Origin of the sequence: Nostoc paludosum FACHB-159 (assembly GCF_014698835.1) — a bacterium.
GTDB lineage: Bacteria > Cyanobacteriota > Cyanobacteriia > Cyanobacteriales > Nostocaceae > Nostoc > Nostoc paludosum.
The window spans coordinates 69,242-92,950 of sequence record NZ_JACJTU010000015.1 but is presented as its reverse complement, the minus strand read 5'-3'; the positions used below and the strand labels follow the sequence as shown (position 1 = coordinate 92,950).

At 41.3% G+C, this 23,709-nt stretch carries 18 protein-coding genes and 1 tRNA gene; 13 read left to right on the top strand and 6 right to left on the bottom strand.

Annotated elements, in window-relative coordinates:
* Positions 1-251: 251 nt before the first annotated feature.
* The 3 genes from hemB to H6H03_RS17040 form a co-directional block, all read right to left on the bottom strand.
* Positions 252-1,232 (bottom strand): porphobilinogen synthase, encoded by a 981-nt coding sequence (gene hemB / locus H6H03_RS17050; protein WP_190956267.1) that lies wholly within the window; start codon positions 1,230-1,232, stop codon positions 252-254.
* Positions 1,233-1,466: 234 nt separating this feature from the next.
* Positions 1,467-1,604 carry a hypothetical protein gene (locus tag H6H03_RS17045; protein ID WP_190956266.1) on the bottom strand — a complete coding sequence of 46 codons (138 nt, stop codon included), beginning with the start codon at positions 1,602-1,604 and terminating at the stop codon, positions 1,467-1,469.
* Between the two features lie 20 nt (positions 1,605-1,624).
* Positions 1,625-1,984, bottom strand: a complete 360-nt coding sequence (locus H6H03_RS17040) for a DUF4870 domain-containing protein (protein ID WP_190956265.1) — start codon at positions 1,982-1,984, stop codon at positions 1,625-1,627.
* A 125-nt stretch (positions 1,985-2,109) separates the two neighbouring features.
* On the opposite strand from H6H03_RS17040, the gene prfC reads away from it, so the two are divergent.
* The 7 genes from prfC (at position 2,110) to H6H03_RS17005 (ending at position 13,124) form a co-directional block, all read left to right on the top strand.
* Entirely contained in the window at positions 2,110-3,738 is a 1,629-nt protein-coding gene (gene prfC, locus H6H03_RS17035) for a peptide chain release factor 3 (protein ID WP_190956264.1), read from the top strand.
* Between the two features lie 124 nt (positions 3,739-3,862).
* Complete coding sequence (locus H6H03_RS17030) at positions 3,863-6,103, top strand: zinc metalloprotease HtpX (RefSeq protein WP_190956263.1); 2,241 nt, start codon at positions 3,863-3,865, stop codon at positions 6,101-6,103.
* Between the two features lie 622 nt (positions 6,104-6,725).
* Entirely contained in the window at positions 6,726-7,226 is a 501-nt protein-coding gene (locus tag H6H03_RS17025; RefSeq protein WP_190956262.1) for an RNA recognition motif domain-containing protein, read from the top strand.
* Between the two features lie 1,716 nt (positions 7,227-8,942).
* Positions 8,943-10,217, top strand: coding sequence for a glycosyltransferase family 4 protein (locus H6H03_RS17020; RefSeq protein WP_190956261.1), 1,275 nt, complete (start codon positions 8,943-8,945; stop codon positions 10,215-10,217).
* A 295-nt stretch (positions 10,218-10,512) separates the two neighbouring features.
* Entirely contained in the window at positions 10,513-10,764 is a 252-nt protein-coding gene (locus H6H03_RS17015) for a hypothetical protein (protein WP_190956260.1), read from the top strand.
* Positions 10,765-11,112: 348 nt separating this feature from the next.
* Entirely contained in the window at positions 11,113-12,852 is a 1,740-nt protein-coding gene (locus H6H03_RS17010; protein WP_190956259.1) for an Rqc2 family fibronectin-binding protein, read from the top strand.
* Positions 12,853-12,866: 14 nt separating this feature from the next.
* Entirely contained in the window at positions 12,867-13,124 is a 258-nt protein-coding gene (locus tag H6H03_RS17005) for a collagen-like triple helix repeat-containing protein (RefSeq protein WP_190956258.1), read from the top strand.
* A 687-nt stretch (positions 13,125-13,811) separates the two neighbouring features.
* Here H6H03_RS17005 and H6H03_RS17000 read toward each other — a convergent pair.
* Positions 13,812-15,434, bottom strand: coding sequence for an iron uptake porin (locus H6H03_RS17000; RefSeq protein WP_190956257.1), 1,623 nt, complete (start codon positions 15,432-15,434; stop codon positions 13,812-13,814).
* Between the two features lie 329 nt (positions 15,435-15,763).
* Between H6H03_RS17000 and H6H03_RS16995 the strand changes: the two genes are divergently transcribed.
* The 4 genes from H6H03_RS16995 (at position 15,764) to H6H03_RS16980 (ending at position 18,766) form a co-directional block, all read left to right on the top strand.
* Positions 15,764-16,783 carry a metal ABC transporter substrate-binding protein gene (locus tag H6H03_RS16995; RefSeq protein ID WP_190956256.1) on the top strand — a complete coding sequence of 340 codons (1,020 nt, stop codon included), beginning with the start codon at positions 15,764-15,766 and terminating at the stop codon, positions 16,781-16,783.
* 50 nt (positions 16,784-16,833) lie between these two features.
* Positions 16,834-17,634 (top strand): metal ABC transporter ATP-binding protein, encoded by an 801-nt coding sequence (locus tag H6H03_RS16990; protein WP_190956255.1) that lies wholly within the window; start codon positions 16,834-16,836, stop codon positions 17,632-17,634.
* A gap of 114 nt (positions 17,635-17,748) precedes the next feature.
* Positions 17,749-18,618 (top strand): metal ABC transporter permease, encoded by an 870-nt coding sequence (locus H6H03_RS16985; RefSeq protein ID WP_190956340.1) that lies wholly within the window; start codon positions 17,749-17,751, stop codon positions 18,616-18,618.
* 75 nt (positions 18,619-18,693) lie between these two features.
* Positions 18,694-18,766, top strand: a tRNA-Phe gene (locus H6H03_RS16980).
* 84 nt (positions 18,767-18,850) lie between these two features.
* On the opposite strand, the gene ruvC is transcribed toward H6H03_RS16980, so the two are convergent.
* Entirely contained in the window at positions 18,851-19,342 is a 492-nt protein-coding gene (ruvC, locus tag H6H03_RS16975; protein ID WP_190956254.1) for a crossover junction endodeoxyribonuclease RuvC, read from the bottom strand.
* 177 nt (positions 19,343-19,519) lie between these two features.
* Between ruvC and H6H03_RS16970 the strand changes: the two genes are divergently transcribed.
* Both H6H03_RS16970 and tsaE read left to right on the top strand, forming a co-directional pair.
* Positions 19,520-20,890: a gluconeogenesis factor YvcK family protein gene (locus H6H03_RS16970; RefSeq protein WP_190956253.1), complete on the top strand. Its 1,371-nt coding sequence runs from the start codon at positions 19,520-19,522 to the stop codon at positions 20,888-20,890.
* A 76-nt stretch (positions 20,891-20,966) separates the two neighbouring features.
* A complete protein-coding gene (tsaE, locus tag H6H03_RS16965) occupies positions 20,967-21,461 on the top strand; it encodes a tRNA (adenosine(37)-N6)-threonylcarbamoyltransferase complex ATPase subunit type 1 TsaE (protein ID WP_190956252.1) in 495 nt (164 codons plus the stop codon).
* Between the two features lie 756 nt (positions 21,462-22,217).
* Here tsaE and H6H03_RS16960 read toward each other — a convergent pair.
* A complete protein-coding gene (locus H6H03_RS16960; RefSeq protein ID WP_190956251.1) occupies positions 22,218-23,396 on the bottom strand; it encodes a patatin-like phospholipase family protein in 1,179 nt (392 codons plus the stop codon).
* Positions 23,397-23,709: the final 313 nt, after the last annotated feature.

Below are 23,709 nucleotides of genomic sequence, written 5' to 3'. Positions count from 1 at the left end.
ATAAGCGATCGCGTCCCCCTGTTGCAAACACGAGAATCCCGTGTTTATGTATTATCGCGGGGGCAATATGCATAAAAACAGCTTGATTAAATTTTAAATTTTAGTCAACCCAACCTCAAACACAACAATCTCACGCTTGAACACCAAAACACAGCTCTGTGCCTTTGCGCCCACCGAAGTTTTGATCGGCGGAAGCCGCCGCTCAAACTTCTCTCTGCGTGAGATTCTCAACTCTTACTCAATGGCTCACCCTACTTTAACCATCGCGCCGCATCTTTAGCATGATAGGTCAAAATCAAATCTGCCCCAGCGCGTTTAAAACCAGTTAAAGTTTCTAAAACCACACGCTCTTCATCAACCCAACCATTCAGAGCCGCGGCTTTAATCATCGAATACTCACCAGAAACATTGTAAGCCGCAACTGGTAAATTACTTGCTTCCTTCACCCGCCAGATAATATCCATGTATGCCAAGGCTGGCTTGACCATGAGCATATCAGCACCTTCAGCAATATCCAATTCAATTTCTTTAATTGCTTCGCGACTATTACCTGGGTCCATTTGGTAAGTTCTTCTGTCTCCAAATTGCGGCGTCGAGTCTGCTGCATCCCGAAATGGCCCGTAATAAGCCGAAGCATACTTAGCAGCGTAAGACAAAATCGGTGTGTCTTGGAATCCAGCTTCATCCAAACCCTGACGAATTGCTTGGACAAAGCCATCCATCATTCCGGAAGGTGCAATGATATCCGCACCGGCATTTGCTTGGGAAACTGCTGTTTTTTTCAACAATTCTAAAGTTGGGTCGTTTAAAACCCGTCCTGTCAAATCACCAACTTGCAGATAACCGCAGTGTCCGTGACTGGTATACTCACACAAACAAGTATCAGCAACTACTATCAAATCTGGTACTGCTGCTTTGACAGCAGTCGCAGCTTTTTGGACAATACCGCAATCATGCCAAGCGCCAGTAGCATCTACATCCTTATCAGCGGGAATACCGAATAAAATGATGGCAGGAATTCCTAAGTCATAAACTTGTTTCGCTTCTTCGACAATTTTATCTACCGAAAGCTGGTAGACTCCAGGCATAGATTTTACCTCGTTAGCGATTCCTTCACCCGGTACGGCAAATAATGGGTAAATGAAATCGCTGGTTGTCAAAACAGTCTCACGAACCATCCGGCGCAGTTGTGGATGGGTACGCAGGCGGCGGGGGCGATGTGTAGGAAACATAAAATTTTATGAAGAAAAACAACGCAATGGACACAAAACAAAGCGTCACAAAAGCAGGGAAAAAGTTTCCTGCCATCAGACAGACTACAAAAAGTGCTTAACTGACATTTGCCCTACCTAAATCAAGCTGTAGGGCAATTTTGTATTTTACAGCTTGATTGACATCTATCCGACGAGTTAGAAAAACAATATAGAAAATGGGCATTGGGCATTGTATCTATAACAATAAACAATTCACAATTCACAATTGAAAATTGTCAGATCTTCTGTTGGCAAAATTCTAACTATTAGTTGTGTATAAACTACTAGCCCAACAGCAATATAAAAAAATAACCGACAAAAATTACCAATGCCCAATGCCCAATGCCCCATGCCCATACACATAATTGATGCTAAAACACTCGTAAAATAAAGGGATAGCGAAAGGGTATATCAGGATTGCTAAAAATCCTAGTGATTGCCCAAATCGTTAGTCCCCAGTGCAACAAATAGCCAATAGCTGCTAGTGGCCCCAGTAATAATAGTGGTAAGACCAGCCAACCGAATAGAAAAAACAATGCTCCTAGAATCGCTCCATAGAACCAGACATTAAAGTGGAAATTGATGGATTCTTTGGCGTTTTCTTTAACAACAGGATCGTCAGATACGAACAGTACGGCAATAGGTATGCCGATAGATACAACAGCTGTGCTGAAAAAAATGGCTCCATGAGACAAGGCGGATAAAAGCTTTCGCTTGTCTGTGTCGTACATCCCTTTCTCCTAATTTAGTCAGATTGTTGGTTATATTACGACCCTATCACGAGCATCGTTGTCTTAAGATTAAAAGACTTACCAAAGTGGAAAAAAATTAAGTTAAGTTACAAACAAATACAGTTATGTCAATTGAACTTGATTCTGAACTCGATCGCGCAGTTGAACTTCGTCGCAACTTTGCAATTATATCTCACCCTGATGCTGGTAAAACGACGCTGACAGAAAAGTTACTGCTATACGGAGGCGCAATTCACGAAGCTGGGGCGGTTAAAGCACGACGGGCACAGCGCAAGGCTACGTCAGACTGGATGGCGATGGAACAACAACGGGGTATTTCTATTACTTCCACGGTGTTGCAGTTTTCATACCGGGACTGTCAAATAAATTTATTAGACACACCTGGACACCAAGATTTCAGTGAAGATACTTATCGCACCCTTGCCGCCGCCGATAATGCAGTGATGCTGATTGATGCCGCCAAAGGTTTGGAACCCCAAACCCGGAAGTTATTTGAAGTATGTAAACTGCGGGGTATCCCGATTTTTACATTTGTCAATAAGCTCGATCGCCCAGGAAGAGAACCTTTAGAACTTTTGGATGAAATTGAGCAAGAATTGAAGTTGCAAACCTATGCAGTAAACTGGCCGATTGGCATGGGCGATCGCTTTAAAGGTGTTTTTGACCGACACAAGCAACAAATTCACCTGTTTGAGCGCAGCGCCCACGGTAGCCGAGAAGCCCGTGATACGATAGTGGAATTAGGTGATTCGAGAATAGAACAGCTGCTAGAACAAGACCTGTACTATCAACTGAAAAACGATCTAGAACTGTTAGAAGGAGTTGGCCCAGAGCTAGATTTGCAGTTGGTACACGAAGGCAAAATGACGCCAGTGTTCTTTGGTAGCGCCATGACAAACTTTGGGGTAGAGTTATTCCTCAAATACTTCCTAGACTATGCCCTCAAACCCGGTTCTCATGTCAGCAGTGTTGGCGAAGTTCCCCCCACATATCCAGAGTTTTCTGGGTTTGTGTTCAAACTGCAAGCAAACATGGACCCGAAACACCGCGATCGCGTCGCGTTTGTCCGGGTCTGCACCGGTAAGTTTGAAAAAGATATGATGGTGAATCACGCTCGCACTGGTAAACTCGTCCGTCTCTCCCGTCCGCAAAAACTCTTTGCTCAGGAGAGGGAATCGATTGATGAAGCTTACCCTGGCGATGTGATCGGTTTGAACAATCCCGGTGTTTTTGCGATCGGGGATACAATTTACACGGGGCAAAAGCTCGAATATGAAGGGATTCCGTATTTTTCGCCGGAACTGTTTGCAACTCTGAGGAACCCCAACCCCTCGAAGTTTAAGCAATTCCAAAAAGGCGTTGCGGAATTGCGCGAAGAAGGTGCCGTGCAAATTATGTATTCAACTGATGAAGCCAAGCGCGATCCAATTTTGGCGGCGGTGGGTCAGTTGCAATTTGAGGTGGTGCAGTTTCGTTTACAAAACGAGTATGGTGTAGAAACTATACTAGATGTATTACCCTACAGTGTCGCCCGTTGGGTTGAAGGTGGTTGGGAAGCATTAAATAAAGTGGGACGTTTATTCAATACCACTACAGTCAAAGATAGTATGGGACGCCCAGTGTTGCTATTCCGGAATGAATGGAATTGCCAACAATTAGAGGGTGACCATCCAGAGTTGAAATTAAGCGCGATCGCCCCAGTATTTTCGAGTCAACAACCAGTGGAGGAATGAAGAAGAATACAGAATTCCTTCACAGGTGGACTTAGCTGGGCACAGTTGATTTCCACGGCATCTGAGGTTCGCGCTTTTCCCCAGACGTGGATCGTTTAGAAGAGATTGGAGTGCCAGAATCTGTATGCCTTCACATGCCAAATCGTCTTTGGAGGCTGGTTTAGTTGCCCTCAAACAGGGAAATTACCAAACAGCGATCGCTCACTTAGAACCTCTTGCTAGCAGTGAAAGTAATGCCACTGCTAACTTACAAGCAAGGGTTGGTTTAGTGATGGCTTATGCCCGCACTGGCGAAGTCTCCAAAGCGATCGCCTTTTGCCAAAATCTCATTGAGAGTAACAACCCTCAAGTTCAAGAGTGGGCAAAACGCGCTCTCGAACATTTGACAAAACGTCAAAAACCTGAACCAGAATCAAAAAATGTCGAAACTGGATTTGTTGCTTTTGAAAATTCCCCCTCAGACACTCCTAAATCGGAGGAGAAACCGAAAGACGAAGTAAAAGAAAGCAACAACCAAAACATCCCTGCGATGGTGCCATTAGCTAAACCCAAAGCTACTGTCATACCACCGCCGCCGCCACCGCCCCTTAATGGCTTCATGGGTTCCGTCACCCGCACCCAAGCCAAACTATTCGGTGTTATTTATTGGCGACAAGCACAACGCGCTAAGGCATGGCAACCCCTACGCAAACCAAAATTAATTCCCTTGCGGTTGCTGGCTGCGGGAACATTCATCGCTTTGTTTTGGGTGATTCGAGAAATCCTCAAGTTAGTATTGGGATTCATCAACCATGCTTTAGTTAAGCTTCCCTATGTAGAGCCATTCCAAGTTTTATACAATGACCCTACACGATTTTTGCTCATAGCGTTGGCGATTTTGATTGGGGCATCACCTTGGTTGCTGGATCTGCTACTAGCAAATTTTTATGGTCAACGAGAACTAGCTAAAGATGTATTGAACGGTCATAGTCGTGAAGCTGTTCGGGTACTACAACGTTGTTATCAACAACGGCGTTGGTCTTTACCGAAGCTGCGAATTTTGCCAATGACTGCGCCAATTATTTTCACCTACGGTAGTTTACCACGGAACGCGAGAATTGTAGTCAGTAAAGGACTGTTAGAACAACTCACAGATGATGAAATTGCCGTTATTTATGCCACCCAGGTAGGACATATTGCTCACTGGGATTTTGTTGTCATGTCTTTGGTGTTACTGGTGACACTACCAACTTATAAGGTATACGAACAAGTATCAAAGTTGGGTGACAACATATCAGGAAAAATTTGGCGCACTCCTGTGACAATTGTCGCTAGTTTGATTTATGGAGTTTGGTGTTTGCTGACTGGGACTGCATTGTGGTTGTCGCGGTTACGGCTTTATTATAGCGATCGCACCGCAGCTGAAATTACTGGTAATCCCAATGCTTTGATTCGTGCCTTGTTGAAAATTGCCATTGGAATTGCAACTGACATTGAAAAACAAGAACAAACCAGTTGCCAGTTGGAAAGCTTAAATATTGTCGCACCGATCGGTTACCAACAGAGTCTTTCTTTAGGCACAATTGCTAGTCATCTTTCTTTTGAATCTTTTTTGAAATGGGATGTTGTCAATCCCTATCGCCGATGGTTTACGATTAATAATAGCCATCCTCTGGTGGGCGATCGCATCGAACGTCTCTGCCAAATAGCCCGTCACTGGCATCTAGACACCGAATTACATTTCCCCAGCGAACAACCATTAAAAGTTAAGCGTCAGTCTTTCTTATTACAAATTGCTCCTTGGTTAGGAATTCCTCTCGGACTTCTGTTTGCAGGCTTGGTGTGGCTAACGTGGCAATTAGCATTCGCACTCAAATTTTTAAATCTCAAGTGGATTTATGAGGATTGGTCTTTCATTACAGGCTGTCTTTTGATTGGTTTTAGTATTGGTACAGTGAGCCGGATTAATTCTTTCTTTCCCGATATTAAGCCGCCCAGTGTGCAAACTGATGACAGTCTGCCTCACTTGTTAGCTGACCCGTCTGCTTTACCCATTGACAGCATCAGTGTGCGTCTTGTGGGCAAATTATTAGGTCGTCAAGGCACTGGCAACTCCCTAGCCCAAGATTTAATATTACAATCAAGCGCGGGCTTAGTGAAATTACATCATGTCTCTTGGCTGGGACAATCAGTCAATCATCAAGATTTGATTGGTCGGCAAATTATCGTCACAGGTTGGTTCCGACGAGGAGCAACACCTTGGATTGATATCCAAACCCTAGAAACTCAAAGTGGTAAAACCATTCATAGCCCTCATCCCATTTGGTCTACTGCTTTAGCAGTTGCAGCCCAGGCTTGGGGTGCATACGTTTTTCTCACTGGTTAGTCATTAGTAATTTGCTTTGGACAAATGACAAACCGAAATGTAAACAAAAGTTGCAGGTTTTATTCTCAAGTGTTACATTTATTTACACAAACAATAGCAACCGAAATAACTCAGCTTTATAGCTTTGTGACCAATTCGGATGCTTTTTCCCCCCTCTATACCATATTCATCCTCCCAACACAGCAGCAAATCAACCAGCCACTGGCTGGTTTTTGTTTCCAAAAATCCTGCCTTGAATAAAAAATGTGTTTTATGCTACGATGCGATAATACTAAAGTCGAAAATGTGTGCGCTAAACTAGCTAGGTAGAAAATACCGTGGTAATGTAAAGGATGGTATTTAATTCTGCGAAAAAGAGCATTAAAGAAAGCGCGTACTTTGGCAGACAGTAGGCTATTAAATTTACAATTCTTAGAATTAAGGTGTTATTAGCTCATCGTAGTGTGGGCCCTTGGATTAAATAAGCTTGATCCCAACGAAAAACTGTATTGTATAGGTTGATAGTTTGGAGCAAAAAAATTGGTTGGTGGCAGTCTTTCTCAATAGCATCTATTTTAAAAGCCAAAGCCAAGTAATGGTTTTCTCACCTTGCCATGTTCATTTATTTCTGGAGGTATAGTTCATGTCCGTTCGCCTATATATAGGTAATTTGCCCAAAGAAGAAATCGATCGTCAAGATCTACAAGCAGTGTTCGCAGCTGAAGGTGATGCTGTAACTACTAAATTAATTAAAGACCGGAAAACCGGCAAATGCCGTGGTTTTGGTTTTCTGACGGTCAACAATGACGAACAAGCTGACCAAATAATTGAAAAGTATAATGGTCAGATGTTTAAAGACACTCCCATCAAGTTAGAGAAGGCATTACCTCGTACAAAGGGTGAGGAAGGCGAGGAGCAAGCTCCTAAAGCAGCTAGTGTTGCAAGTAGCAACCCTACTCCTAACGCTAACAAAGAAGGTAGTCGTCGTGAAAAAGGTTCTAAGAAGCCTCGTCGTGGCAGTGGTGGCGGCAGTTCTCGTGAAAGCACCACGACTACGGAATCAGACGCTATTCGTCCAGATCCCCGTTGGGCTTCCGAATTAGAAAAGCTCAAGCAAATGCTAGCTGCACAAACTACGAATTAATCCTTAAGGGAGAAAAATTAAAAATTAAAAATCAGAATTAGTTTTTTGATTTTTAATTTTTAATTATTGATTATTATCTAGCTGCTTGGTTAAAATCTCGTTGCAGCTATTTTTGTAATACTTATAGTGGAAAGCCTACTTTCACATTCCCTTGTTAATCTTAGATTTACATATAGTCTGCTTAGCGTAACCCAATAATTAACGCTTACAGCCTTTTTCATGTATTTGAACCACTGTGTCGGGGTGCAAGGCCTTGCGCCCCTACCGCCTTGTGTATTTACCTGAAAATAGCTGTAATATTTAGATTTGGTTTCCTACCCTACCGTATCTGATTACAACCCAAAAGTATAGGATTTTAGATAGATCCTCACCTGTATCTTTGGCAAAGCAAAAAGCATACACAAAAACTCCTTCAGTGGGTAAAACTGGGGGAGTTAAATTTTTGCGACTTGTTTCCTAAATCATAACTTATAGGACTTAGGCAAAATATCTCTCAAAGTCTCATTTCTCCGTGACCTCTGCACCTCTGTAGTACCCTGCTTTGCGTAAGTCCTGACTTAGCATCGAGGTTAGGAAAAGCGAACTAACTGATGCGTGAATTTTAATCGTTGGATATTTTTGTGGTTCTTGTCAGCTTTTGGTGATCACTAGTGGGCTGGTTTAGGCAGAAGGCAGAAGGCAGAGGGCAGAAGGAAGAAAGAAGAAAACTACAGAAATTCCTGCTGTGCAAGGGTTACAGAACCTCTAGATCACAAGAAAAGTCTTCAAGTTCGATCTGAGTCTTGGCCACAAGTTCTACGACGACAGGCAGAATCTTAAAACCCTTCTGCCTTCTGCCTCCTGCCCTCTGCCTTAAAGCGCGTAACTTTTCATCATCACCAAAAGTTGCCAAGAACCATTTTTGTTTGCAAATTCGAGATCTTTCAAATCTAGAATCAAGTTTTATTTTTGATCGGTAGCAAATATTACTGAGTATAAATATTACATAGATTAAGTTTATATTAATTTTAAATTAAAGTTCAATATACTCAATTCAAAGAAATTAGAAGCCAAAACTGAATATTTAGATATCTCTTAAGTCTGGAAATTTCTAAACTCAAGTAGATCATGTCACTTTTACAAAAGTATTAAATTACACTAAATATTTTGTTTGTAGAATTTTCAAATTATTAATGAAATTATATCTGTAAGCATTTTTAGGATTTACGCAAAAATTACCAAAAAGCTTAATTTATCGAACCGCCTTCTCTACGATAGGCTTACGCCAACGCGCAGCGTCTCGTACAGAAGAACGCCAAGGATTCGTAGGGTGTGCGTAAGTCCTGATTTTAAAAGAGCATTATAGCTATAGGATTATCATCTCAAAGACTTGTAATGTATAAAAAATAACTCATTTATGAGCTATAGCAGTATAAACAAGGTAATTAACTAATTAATAAACGTATCTATAAAAGTCGCTTTCTGCGAACAAGACAAAAAATAGAATTTCATCTATCCGAAGTATTAGATATAAATATAGCCATTTAAATATAAAAGAATTAAATACATATACTTAATCTAAAAGTATACTTCTGGCAGAAGATGTAAAAAAATATTAGAGATATTAAATTAAAATCAATAATAATCAAAGTTCTTAAATAATTCAGGAAAGCGTGCTATGAGGCACGCCTACTTGGAACCTAGTAAAACTTTGTTACAATCCGCAACACACAAACTATGAACTCTACCACCGAAAAACGCATCGCCTTGATTTCCGTCCACGGAGACCCGGCGATTGAAATAGGGAAAGAAGAAGCCGGGGGACAAAATGTTTACGTGCGCCATGTGGGTGAAGCGCTAGCGCAGCTTGGATGGGAAGTTGATATGTTTACCCGCAAGGTTAGTCTGGAGCAAGACTCAATTGTTCAACATAGCGAGAATTGTCGAACTATTCGTTTAAAAGCAGGCCCCTTGGAGTTTGTGCCCAGAGATGAGATTTTTGGATATTTACCAGAATTTGTGGAGAATTTCCTCAAGTTCCAAGTAAAAAATGATATTGAGTACCAGTTAGTTCACACTAACTACTGGCTTTCTAGCTGGGTAGGGATGGAGTTGAAGAAAATTCAAGGAGTTAAACAGATTCACACCTACCACTCTTTAGGAGCAGTAAAATACAACACGATAGAGAATATTCCATTGATTGCCAGTCAGCGATTGGCAGTGGAAAAAGAAGTGCTAGAGACAGCAGAACGAATTGTAGCGACGAGTCCGCAGGAACATCAACATATGCGATCGCTCGTTTCCACAAAAGGTGATATCGATATCATTCCCTGCGGTACAGATATTCAGCGATTTGGCTCGATTGGACGAGATGCAGCCAGATTGGAATTGGGAATCGCTCCGGAAGCCAAAATAGTATTGTATGTCGGTCGTTTCGATCCACGCAAAGGTATAGAAACCTTAGTGCGTGCAGTCAATGAGTCTCAACTGCGGGAGTCCAACAACCTCAAGCTAATTATTGGTGGTGGTAGCACTCCAGGTAACAGCGACGGAATTGAGCGCGATCGCATTGAGCAAATTGTCAACGAATTAGGGATGAGTGACCTTACCATCTTTCCCGGTCGTTTGAGTCAAGATATTTTGCCAACTTATTATGCAGCAGCCGATGTTTGCGTTGTTCCCAGTCACTACGAACCCTTTGGATTGGTGGCAATTGAAGCGATGGCCAGCGGTACACCAGTGGTGGCAAGTGATGTGGGTGGACTTCAGTTTACTGTCGTTAACGAACAAACTGGTTTATTAGCACCAGCGCAAGATGTAGCTGGTTTTGCAAATGCGATCGACAGAATTCTGTTGAATCCAGAATGGCGAGATGAATTGGGTAAAGCTGGTAGAAAGCGTGTCGAAACTAAGTTTAGTTGGGATGGCGTCGCCAATCAACTGAGCGAACTCTACAACGAGATTTTGGGAGAAACAGCTAAAGAACTAGAACCAGCATTGCTTACCAAATAACCTTCTTAGTAACAGGTAATTGGCAATAACCAACACATAATCATCAACATTGGGGTAGCACACATGTGCTACCCCAATGTAGTATGTGTTTTATGAGAATTTAATTTTGCCCCTGGATATGTTCTCAACATTCTCTCTATTGGTGATTTTTGGTGGTACAACAGGTGCTTCAAAGTGAAAAAGCTCAAGCTTGGAACTAGAGAAATCACTCAAGAAAGTTAAACCTCTCCATATAGATAGGGTCTGGAGAATTTTCGTCAGCGTAAAATGAACTGAAAACTGTATCAGAGTCGTCATGAGTGAACTAATTTTTGAGCCAAATAAGATTTATGAGTTTGCAAATATCGACAATTTTCGAGTCTCTTGGAGATTGAAATACTTAGAAACAGTTTTCAACCCAGTCAATAAAGAAATACGCTTACATTTTCATAAGTTGGAATCTTCTGTTGAAGAACAACAAGATATCTACTTTAGTCAAAGCGATATCAATCAACAAGTAGGCAGCATCAATGAAGCTAGCGAATACGAAGTTAGGTATGAGTACTAAAAGCCGCTCATACCTGATGGTGGTAAAAGCATTGCAAGCATAAGCAGGATTAATCAACCAACGTCATAATGAGGGTTATAGAGGTTAGATCGATCGCTAGAGAAGAGATTAAGTACTTATGTGGGTTTGAAATTAATCACGAAATATTACATAAATTTTCAGTAGAGACGTACCACTGCTACGTCTCTACATTGTTTTTCACCAGTTAGACAACGTAAATAATATTAATAGCAGGACAAATGCAGTTAGGTTGATTAATGCTGACCGCTTTTTGATGTTATGCCAGTATGAACTAGACGCGATAGCATATACTGGGCATCGATATTTGAAAGTTAATAATTAATTTTTGTGCAACCAGTTGACTTTACCACCCTAAAAGCTGCTTGTAGCGAACTACGCACGAACTGGCTACCCTCTAGGACAGAGCAAGTTTACCAACGCGATCGCTATACTATTGTCATAGCATTACGCACCTTGAAACAGCGGGGTTGGCTAGAGATTTCTTGGCATCCTCAAGCTGCACATATTTGCATCGGCGATCCGCCACCACGAATTCCTGATACCTTCACCTTCAGCCAACAACTGATACACCAATTGGGTGGTTTGGCCTTAGTGGGAATTGAAGCGATCGCTCCTTGGGAACGTGTTATTGATTTACAATTTGCTCGGCGTCCCGGAGAAAGTGCCCTGTATCATGTGTATGTAGAAATTATGGGCAAGTATAGCAATGTTATTCTCACCGATGCTAGCAATATAACTATCGCTCCTGCACACCAAGTCAGTCAGCAACAATCTAGTGTCCGTCCCATTCAAACCGGACAACCTTACGAAACACCACCTAAACTGACTGGGACTCTCCCCAATTTGAGTGAATCTCAAGAACGCTGGCAAGAACGGGTAAGTTTAGTACCAGGAGCAATCAAGCGGCAATTACTCAAAAGTTATAGTGGTTTAAGTGCTGCCCTGCTAGAATCAATGTTGTTAGCAGCAAATATCCCATCAGAAACATCAACCGATACCCTTAAACCTGAAGATTGGCAAAGTTTATTTGAGCGTTGGCAAGAATGGCTGCAAGCTCTAGATTCAAATAAATTTCAACCCGCTTGGACAAAAGACGGCTACACAGTAATGGGTTGGGGTGGAGTGGAAAGCGCCAAAGACACCCAAGAATTACTCAAGCTTTACTACACTGACCAACTCAATCAACAGTTATTTTCCCAATTGCGCCATCAGTTGAGTCAGAAATTAAATAATATTTTGGAGAAATTAAACAACAAAGCTCAAACCTTTAAGACACGCTTGCAGCAATCAGATCGAGCCGATGAATATCGGCAAAAAGCTGATTTATTAATGGCTCACCTGCAAAACTGGGAACCGGGGATGAAAGAGATAATTATCCCAGATTTTGAGAGTAACGAGCCAGTAGCGATCGCTCTGCAACCGGATAAAAATGCCGTCCAAAATGCCCAAAGTCTTTACAAACAGCACCAAAAACTTAAACGCGCTCGTTCTGCTGTGGAACCGCTACTTTTAGAAGTGCAGACAGAAATTGATTATTTAGAGCAAGTGCAAGCTGCCATTGACCAGATAGACAACTACCAAACAGCAGAAGATTTGCAAGCTTTAGAAGAAATTCGTGAAGAACTGATTGGGCAAAAGTATTTACAAGATCCAGAGTACCGCGATCGCCCCAGTAATGAAAACTCCATCAGCCACTTTTATCATTACCGTACTCCCAGCGGCTTTGAAGTATTAATCGGTCGCAACAATCGCCAAAATGACCAATTAACTTTTCGTGTAGCTGGAGATTATGATCTCTGGTTCCACGCTCAAGAAATTCCGGGTAGCCATGTACTACTACGCCTTGAACCCGGTGCAATTGTAGAAGAAACTGATTTGCAATTTGTGGCTAATCTTGCAGCTTACTACAGTCGTGCCCGTCAGAGCGACCAAGTACCAGTGATATACACTCAGCTAAAACACGTCTACAAACCTAAAGGTGCAAAACCTGGGATTGCCATTTATAAGCAAGAAACCATCCTCTGGGGAAAACCACAATTAGTCATGGGCATAGGGCATAGGGCATAGGGCAAGCAGGAGGTGTGGGAGGTGTGGGAGGTGTGGGAGGTGTGGGAGGTGTGGGAGGTGTGGGAGGTGTGAGAGGTGTGGGAGGTGTGGGAGGTGTGAGAGGTGTGGGAGGTGTGGGAGGTGTGGGAGGTGTGGGAGGTGTGGGAGGTGTGGGAAGCATAAATTCTCTTTTTCCCCATCTCCCCACACTCCCCTCTCTCCCCACACTCCCCACGCTCCCCACACTTCCCACACTCCCCTTCTCTACCCTACGTTGTAGCCAATTCTCCTGATAGATAGAAGCTTTTAAATTTTGCTTATATCTTTTTTTGATGAAATTTTCTGAAAAATCTGTGTTGGCTGTTACAATATTGTTAAGAAAAGTTGCCCGTTGCATTTTGGGAACGCGCAATTGGGTTTTAACTCTCTTGAGAAGACAACGCGAAAAAACATTTTTGAGACCAGCTGTGGGAGGCTGGTCTTTTTGTTCTTATCAGCAAACTTTTTCTTGGGTTTTGGTGAGATGAAGTACTGGATCGTTTATCAAACACAAATCAAAGACGGCTTAAAATTAACTTTAATGTCATCAGTTCCTCACATTTAAATTGCATAATTAAAGCGGGCAAGATGCCCACCCCACAAAACTTTCATCAAATATTGGATATGCAAGCTAGATGTGGAAAAGGCGATCGCTCCCAAAAATATTTGCGACATAATAAATTGGCTGTAGAAGCGTAGAACTGTACCTTGCTACCTACGTATCAGGTATTTCATAAAATAGTATTACGTGTCTTTTCAATGAAAATTGAAAATTTTTTACTCCTTGATTACCATATAATTACTTAATTTCTTGCTTGGCGTTATTTGCCGTTAGTTAAAAAATTAAGTACTCTTACAGTGGTAAGGGAGTAATTTTTAAATAGCAGACAAAATCAAGACGCAAGAGATAAGTTTGCGTCTTGATTTTGAGATTTGGAAAATTAGAAACTGAATGTGGTTCTCAAGGCACCAATAACAACATCATCATTATCATTGTTATGATCTGGCGATGTTAGCCAAATAACTCCTGGGGTAATGGTGATATTATCACTGAGCTTATATTGATAGAATGCTTCCAAATGATAAGATGTGTCTTCATCTCTAGCTAATCCTACGAGGCTAGAACTTGTAACTTTAGGCTCCACACCCGCAATAATACCTGCTAAGCTACCTTTTGTACCGAGGTCGGGGAAGCCAAGGGTAACAGCATAGTTCCAAATGTCAACGTCTCCACGGTTTCCTCTCAAGCTTCGGCTGTTGGTGTATCCAACCCAACCACCTAAAACTATGTTGTCAGTAATGCCAATGGATGCTTGCACACCATAAGAATTACTGGAAAATCCGACTTCTTCTTCTGGTAAACCCTGGATAGTAGCTATATCTTGGAAGGTTGCTGCATTGCTACCTGTGGCTAATGGTTGGTTGTAAGAATTGATGTAAGTTAAACCAAGAGAAATGCGATCGTTTGGTTGAACTGTCAACTGTGCCAGGGCACCATAAGAACCATTGAACAAACCATTATTGGGTGTAGGGTTATTAGCTGTACCACTCAAATACCCTAAACTTAATGCTAATTTATCGCTAAATTCGTATGTCAATCCTAATCCCGCGCCGTTTATCTGGTTATAAATTGGGTTGCGTGTACCAAAGGTGGACAAAGCACCAAAAGCCCCATCGCCATCAAAGATATTGACAGTACTAGTGATGTCATCTGCTGCACCTGCATTGGCAATAGCAATCACCTCTGTCTTTTTCCCCAAAGGAAATCTGTAAAACAGTGCATCGATCGCAGCAGTAGTGGTACCATCCTCACCAGCAAAGAATAAATTACCCTCTGGTGTACCAATGTCAGGACTGAGAATATTATTCGCTTGGATTCTAGTAAACAGGGTGTCTTGTCCTGTGAAGCTGGTGACAAGTTCTATCCGTGCCCGTACCCCTAAGGTTGTATTTTCCTCTGTAATTTCTGCACCGTTGACTGTATTTCCTGACAAAACATCGCTAACGACAGCAACAACTTGTCCTTGCAGTTTGGTTGTGGTAGAAAACTGATTGGCTTCCAATTCAGCTGTACGTGCTTCTACTGCATCCACACGACCCCGGAGTGTCGCTAGTTCGGCGGAAAATTCTTCTTGCAGTTTTTGTAGTGTGGCTAAATCTTCTTTGCTAACTAAATCACCAGTAGCTGTTGCAATTAATTCATTAACGCGATCTAGACAAGCATTCAAACCAGCAGCAAACTCATACCGCGTCAGTGCCCGATTACCACGATAAGTGCTATTTGGGTATCCTGCAATACAACCATAGCGTTCTACCAGCGACTGCAATGCTTGGAAAGCCCAGTCTGTAGTTTGCACATCTGACAACTGAGACACTGAAGTAACTTGTGCCGTTGTTTTATTTTGAACTATATTCTCAACTTTGGTGTTTGGACTAGTTAAAACTTGCGGTTGATTGATTTGGGAAGTGCCAGATGTTTCACCACCAAATGCAGCAGTACTCAGAAATACCATTGCACTGCATACTGCTGGACTAACTAGCAGATACTTACAAAATTTTTGCATTTTTCTCCTCACACTTATCTACTATTCGCACTCACACCATGCTTTTTTGAAAGCACATTTTATTAAAAACTCGTCAGTAATCTTATCAGAAGTATGCAAGCTTTTTAATAAATTATGTCAATAAATCCTAATTATTTTGGGAAAACTTAATTGTAGAGGCTTCCTCTCCACTAAACTTGCCTGTAAGTATTTACACAGCATTTACTGAAACAAAAAATTTTGTCGATGAGAATGAGAATTATTATAGTGGAAGATGTAGAATAAGTATCATTGTCAAAAAAACTCTAGCAAAGGCACAGCAAGCATGGGTTTTGGGGAGAAATACGGTAATGGGGAATTGGAGAAAATTTAGAACATACAGACGACGAAACAGCATCATGTCATTAGTTGCGGTGTTAGTGTTGTTAATGGTTGCTGGCTGTAGCGAATCGAATCAGAATCAAAGAACAGCTGCCCAACAGTCGCCACAAACACAGGAAGTTGCATCTACTCCAACACCACAGCCGGTAAAAACTAAAGTAGTGACCACATTTTTGCCCATATATTTGTTTACCAAGGCAGTGGCTGGAAATGTCGCAGATGTAGAAATTTTAGTGCCACCTGGTACGGAGGTACATGAATATCAAGCGACACCAGAAAATGTGAAAGCGATCGCCACTGCTAATGTATTAGTAAAAAATGGTTTAGGGTTGGAGGAATTTTTAGAAGATACTGTCAAAAATGCCCAAAATTCTAAATTAACAGAAATTGATGCTAGTAAAAATATTAAACCGTTAAATGAAATTTCACCTGTTGAGAAAACAGCCAAAACTGAAGAAGAACGTGACCACGAACATGCTAAAGGTAATCCTCACGTTTGGCTAGATCCAGTTTTAGCAAAACAGCAAGTAAGCAATATTCGCGATGGTTTAATAGCAGCCGACCCAGGAAATAAAGCGACTTACGAGGCTAATGCTGCGGCTTATATTAAAGAATTAGAAACATTAAACAGCGAATTTCAAGAGACATTACAAAAGACTCCAAATTGCACTTTCGTGACCTTTCATGATGCATTTCCATACTTAGCCAAACGCTACAACAATCTCAAGCAAGTTGCTGTGGTGGAAATTCCCGAAGATCAACTTTCGCCAACAGATGTGCAAAATGCAATCAACGCCGTGAAAAAGTATAAAGTTAAAGCCTTATTTAGCGAACCAGGAGTAGATAATAAATTGCTGACTAGTCTTTCAAAAGACTTGAAATTAAGTTTGCGTACTTTAGATTCTCTGGAGAGTGGTGAAACAGATCCACAGTATTATTTCCAAGCGATGAAAGCTAACTTACAAACTTTAGAAACTGCATGTAAATAAGTTTGTCATTTGTTCTTTACAAATACCCAATGCCCAATGCCCAATAAATAATGACTAATAACATTGCTATTTTAAAAGTAGAAGGATTAACAGTCTATCAAGGCAGTTATCTAGCTATACGAGATGTTTCCTTTGAATTGTTGCCAGGAACAGATACAGCTATAGTTGGCCCCAATGGTGCTGGTAAAAGTACTCTAATAAAAGCTGTTTTGGATTTGATACCTCGAAGTGCTGGTACGATTGAAATATTGGATCGTCCAATTGCAAAACTGGGGCGTTTACGTCACTTGTTGGGCTATATGCCGCAAAATTTTTTCTTTGACCGTAGCTTTCCGATTTCTGTCAGGGAATTAGTAGGACTAGGATGGACAAGTGAAGGCAAAAGGCAAAAGGCAAAAGGCAAAAGGGAAGATTCATTTTTCTCAAAGTTGTGGAGACAAGACGAAGATAAATCGTTAGCAGTCACAAAAGCTTTGCGGCGAACCGATGCTTACCATTTACAGCATCAAGCTATTGGTACTCTTAGCGGTGGTCAGTTGAAGCGGGTGTTATTAGCTTATTGCCTGGTGAAGCCACGGAAATTGTTAGTACTAGATGAAGCCTTTGCTGGGGTTGATGTACAAGGCGCGGCGGATTTTTACGCTTTGCTAAATGAATTAAAGCGGCAAGAGGGTTGGACAGTATTGCAAGTTTCCCATGATATTGATATGGTAAGCCGTCATTGCGATCGCGTGCTTTGTCTCAATCAAACCATTGTTTGCACAGGAAAACCGGAAATTGCCCTTTCACCGCAAAATCTCTTAGCAACCTATGGCCCAGGGTTCAGTCGCTACCAGCACCATCACGATTAAGTTGGGCATGGGGCATTAGAGGTGTGGGAGGTGTGGGAAGAAATCTTTCCCCCACCCTCCCCCACCTCCCTATTTCCCCATCTCCCCAGTCCCCAGTCCCCAGTCCCCATAAATATGGATTTCTTCAATAATTGTCAGATAGCTTGGCTAGCGATCGCCAACGGTAATAACTTAGTCAGCTTATTAGAATACCCCTTTATGCAGCGAGCGATGGTAGAAGCTGTACTGATGGGAATACTTGGTGGCATGTTGGGTAGTTTTGTTACCCTGCGCCAACTATCTTTTTTCAGCCATGCCGTTGGTCATGCAGCATTGGTGGGTGTGGCCTTGGGTGTGCTGCTACAGGTAAATCCTACTTGGATGCTGTTACCTTTTACCTTAATTTTTGGTGTTGTTGTCCTGTACTTTATCGATAAAACCGACTTAGGTAGCGATAGCGTACTTAGTATAGTGCTATCTGGGGCATTAGCGATCGGACTAATTCTGACTAGTCTCATCAAAGGATATCGTGGCAACTTGATGCAAGTACTGTTTGGCGATATTCTGGCCCTCGATACCACAGATTTGATTTTGACGCTGCTGGTACTTGTGGGGGGTTCCATATTTTTACTATCAACTCTCCAACAGCAAATTTTATTGACACTTAACCCAGATGTAGCGCAGGTTCAAGGTATTCCTGTGCAATTGTACCGCTACGCCTTTGTGGTCTTGCTTTCACTCGCCGTTGCTGTAGCAATTAAAGCTGTTGGCGTTTTACTAGTAAATGCCTTTTTGGTCATTCCCGCCTCCACTGCCAAACTAATGAGTCACCACTTTAGCGGGTTTCTAGTCATTTCGGTAATAGTCGGTTCCACCACCAGCCTTACTGGAATTATTGTGTCAGGCCTTTTGAGCATAGCTTCTGGCCCTAGTATTGTTCTTGTCCAGTTTCTACTCTTTTTAGCTGTGGTCATCTGGTTTAAATTGACCTTGAAAGCTGCATAAATATTTTTCTCCAACCTCTTGCAAATTCATTTTATCTTTGCTACATTTATTAATCGTGGCTCAAAAAAAGCCCCAGCCGGGATAGCTCAGTCGGTAGAGCAGAGGACTGAAAATCCTCGTGTCACCAGTTCAAGTCTGGTTCCTGGCATAAGTTACAGCATAGTAGCCTCTCTACTATGAGGCATAACTGATATAAAATTGACACGAGCGAGCATGTTATCAGATTTATAAATTAAATCTGATAACATGCTGTCAAAGCCACTGCTAAAGCATCGGCAGCATCGTCCGGCTTGGGAATCTCATCTAAATCTAACTCCCGCGCCACGGCTTCTTGCACTTCAGACTTATCGGCATTGCCATATCCTGTTAAAGCTTGTTTAATTTGAGCAGGAGTAAATTCTACATAGGGGAGTCGGCGCTGTCCCAACACTAACATGACTACACCCCGTGCTTGTGCAACCAGGATAGTGCTTGACATACGATAGAAGAATAGTTTTTCGATCGCCACTAAATCTGGTTGAAATTCCTCCATTACGGTGTGTAAATCATCAAACAAGATGCATAGACGCTGTGCCATTTCAACATCCGCTGATGTTTTAATTACCCCAAAATCCAGCATATTTACTGTAGTCTGTTGCATCTTGTTGGGCATTTGCGTGCAGGTAATTACCCCAAATCCTAAAATTGCCAGTCCTGGGTCTAATCCTAAAATTCGTTTTTCCATTAAATTCACTCTTACCAAGTCAAAGATATTGTTTAACTGGGAACACTGGCAATCTTGAGACTTGCTTGTTAGTCTAATGGGATTGAAAAATATAATAGTTTCACGCCTAGTGTTTGAAACCAAGTGGTGTAGATTTTCTGTTAATTATTAGTTTGTAGCACTGCTGTGAATCTAGGTATGTCAATTGGTTTTCTCCGACAAGCCCTCAACGCCCTGCGAAAGCAGTCGCCCTCTCGTACTTCCTATCGCGTTAACCAGTGGTTCAAATGGTTATCGCCTGGATTATCGATTAAACGTTGGTTGTTAATCAGTGTTGGAGGTGTACTACTAGCAATTTTGGGGTTAGCTATTTGGATTAAGCTTACCCCAATTTTTTGGCTGTTCGAGTTGGTTAGGAGTTTCCTGGGAGTAATCACCGAAATCTTACCTAACTATGTCAGCGGGCCTTTGGTGCTGCTTGGCGGCTTGCTGTTACTCCTTTGGGGACAAACTCGCACCGTAGGGTCAATTACTAAGGTATTAAGAACCAATGATGAAGAGGAACTGATTGATGTTTTGCTGGCGCATCGTCGATTGTACCGAGGGCCGAAAATAGTAGTAATTGGCGGCGGTACGGGGCTTTCTACGTTGTTGAGGGGATTAAAAACTTACAGCGCTAATATTACTGCCATTGTGACTGTAGCTGATGATGGTGGATCTTCTGGGCGATTGCGCCAGGAATTTGGCGTACTACCACCAGGCGATATTCGCAATTGTTTAGCAGCCCTAGCAGATGAAGAAAAGTTATTAACAGAATTATTTCAATACCGCTTTCGTGCCGGAGATGGGTTAACAGGCCATAGTTTTGGCAATTTATTTTTAACGGCTATGAGCGATATTACTGGAGATTTGGAACGTGCAGTTGCAGCCAGTTCCAAAGTGCTAGCGGTGCGGGGGCAAGTACTACCAGCTACTCTAAGTGATGTTCGCCTTTGGGCAGAATTAGCCGATGGTCGCCGTATTGAAGGAGAGTCTAATATTCCTAAAGCTGCCGGAAAAATTATCAAAATTGGTTGTATTCCAGCTAATCCCCCAGCGATACCAGCAGTTATTAAGGCACTTAAAGAAGCTGATTACATTATTATTGGCCCAGGTAGCCTTTATACTAGCTTGATACCTAATTTATTAGTACCAGAAATTGCCGATGCGATCGCCAAAGCAAAGGTTCCCCGTATCTATATCTGCAATATAATGACTCAACCAGGAGAAACTGAAGGATATACTGTTGCAGATCACATCCGAGCTATTGATGCTGCTTGTCAGCAAAGACAGCTATTTGATGCTGTACTAATACAGAAAAAATCCCCCTCCGAACAATCACTCATCCGCTACGCCCAGCAAAATTCCCATCCCGTTTTCCTAGATAGAGAAGCCGTAATTGAGTTAGGACGGCGAATTGTCCCAGCTAATGTTTTATATGAAGATGAAACGGGTATTGTACGCCACAATCCGCAGAAACTAGCACGCGTGTTATTGCGGTGGTACGGTAGAGCTAATCATGGAAGATAAATATGGGGCATTGGGCATAGGGCATGGGGCATGGGGCATAGGGCATTGGTTATGAGCAAAGGACTAATAACTAATTATGAAAATTTTTCTTGCAGATACAGAGGCAACACTAGGTTTAGGTATTGCTCTCGGTGAATCCCTACCCCCTGGCAGTGTTATTTTACTTGAAGGTGATTTAGGTGCTGGCAAAACTACCTTAGTTCAAGGCATTGGCAAGGGTTTGGGAATTACTGAACCGATTGTCAGCCCCACTTTCACTTTGATTAATGAATACACCGAAGGACGCCTCCCCCTTTACCATCTAGATTTATATCGCCTTGAACCGCAAGAAGTTCTAAGTCTGAATTTAGAAAGTTACTGGGAAGGTGTTGAGGTGACACCAGGAATTGTGGCTATTGAATGGGCAGAACGAATGCCCTACAAGCCAGATAGTTATCTAAGTATAAGTTTGACATATGGAGACGAAGGCGACCGCCAGGCAGAAATCACACCTTTCGATTGTGCTATTGACAAAATTATTGCTGTCATTGACAGCAGAATTCTCCAAGTCGGAAGTCAGAATTCAGTATGAATAGGAGTTTTACACTCCTTCTATCTACCACTACCACGTTCACCACTGTAAATTACTAACATTGTTATCTCAACCAAAAATAAACGAGAGAATTGTTTAGCAGCAGATATACGATTGAATGTTGAATGTTGGCTGTTAATTATTAACAGTCAACACTCTATATGCAAAATTTCACTTTCTCATTTAGGACTGTTATATCTACTAGCTTTATTGCTGAAAAATCACTTAAAAACCTAATTTTGACGGATTCTGAGTCGAGCAAATGTAAACTGTTGTTGGGTTATATGAGAAGTTTGACAGAACTCGAACGGCTTGGTTGAACCAGATTAGTTCTCTACTGTCATTCTGAGAACTAATCTAAATTATTTAGCAGCTAAAGCTAGTACAGAAAAGTTAAACAACAATCAATTTGTATATAAGTTGTTTAACTTGTTCTGATACTTAGTATTCCCAAGTTATGTGCATAATCTATACACAAAAAATAAATTATTTTATTTTTTTAAGACTAATTTTTATAATTTCAATTATCAATATTTTTTTTATTTACATCTGTAAATAGTACTAGATAAAGAAATAAATAAGTAATTTTTATCGTATTTCTACATAAAATATAGCTGTTGAAGCAGCGTAAAACTCCGAAATTAACAGGCTTTCAAATCTGTTGCCTATTGCTCCAGCCCTGTTCTCTGCTATAGCGTAGAAATACGATAAATTTTAGAATAACTTGCCTAACATAAATCTACTTAGGTGGATGCACTAGTTATCTCTAATAAAAGAGGCGATCGCCTTTTTTACCTGCGGCCCATTTCCATCTCTCGTATAGTAGCTATAGCCTTGGTCGATGAAAGCAGATGTCGTATCTATTAATTGTTCAATAATCTCTTTATGGGTGTTATCCATTTCTTCATTAACATTTTCTTGGGTAAACTGATTTTTGCGCTCCTCTCGCCGCAATAAAATCCTACTATCTTTATAAGTTTCATTCGGCTTAGCTTTAAATCTCTCGTTTAAGTCAAATTGAAGACGCAAGTAACGTTTAGAATTATATCCACCCATAATTTGACGGCAAATTGTACTACCAATTTCCGATGTAGGCTCCATAAAAATATCAGTCAAATGTTGTGCCCAATCTAAACCTCTCCATGTTTTTACTTGTTCATATTGATATGGTTCGCCAGTTTGACCTGTACCAATAGAAAGCATAGAGATATCTTCTAGCCGCAAATTATCAAGTTTATATTGTTGCTTAATTGTTTGAGAAACTGAATTAGATTGACTTACTCTCAAAACTAAACTCAGCGCCGCTAGAGAGGGATTATTAGCACCAACTCCCCCATCAATATGTGGGAATACCCAATGGCCAAATTTGTCTTTATCAACACATTCTAATTTATAGGGCGGAAAAAAAGTAGGAGCAGAGGCAGAAGCGGTGCATATCTCCCATAAATAGCAGTCATCGTACCATCTGTCTCCTAAATCGGGATGACAATTCGTAAAAAATGTTGTGTTGCGATAAAGTGTATCGTAAGCAAGAATCAAAATAATAGGTTTTTGAATATCTTTAATTCTTTTGTTTTTATATGCGTCTTTAAGAACATTAATTATGCCATCATGAGAATATTTTGGTGGCGAAAATACATCTAAAACGCTTTGAATTATAGCTGGTAATTTTTTGTAGCGATCTTTTCTCTTCTGCGGAAATATATCTTTTCCTTTCTCTCGATAAAGTTTCATTAATTCATAACTTTCTTTTCCTACAGCAATCCCAGCTGTTAATATGGAACCAGTAGAAGTGCCTGCAATCATATCAAAGTATTCGTGTAAAAATTCTCCTTTACCCTGAATTCTAATTTCTTGCTCTATTTGTTGAAGTATGCGTGCACTAACTACTCCACGAATACCACCACCGTCTAAACTAAGAATTTTGAACGACATAGATAACAATTCTCCTTGATTTGGTAATTCTGAATTCAGAATTCGTAATTAAGCCACTTTTAGAAGCTTGTGATTTTAACCCAGAACTAGCTAAAGTCAAAAGGGTAAAGAGACGGATACTCATCCTTATCCTCGTCCCCCATTGCGATTTGTGGAAACTGCACTTTTCCTGACTTCTATAAGAAGCCAAGTCAATTTTTCAAACAAGTTCTAGTACCAAAGACTTTAAGAGACAAACAATTCAAAATTTAAACAGCTTACTTGATAAACTTTTTAAATTTTGAATTTTGTACAGCAGCACTAAACTTGGCTT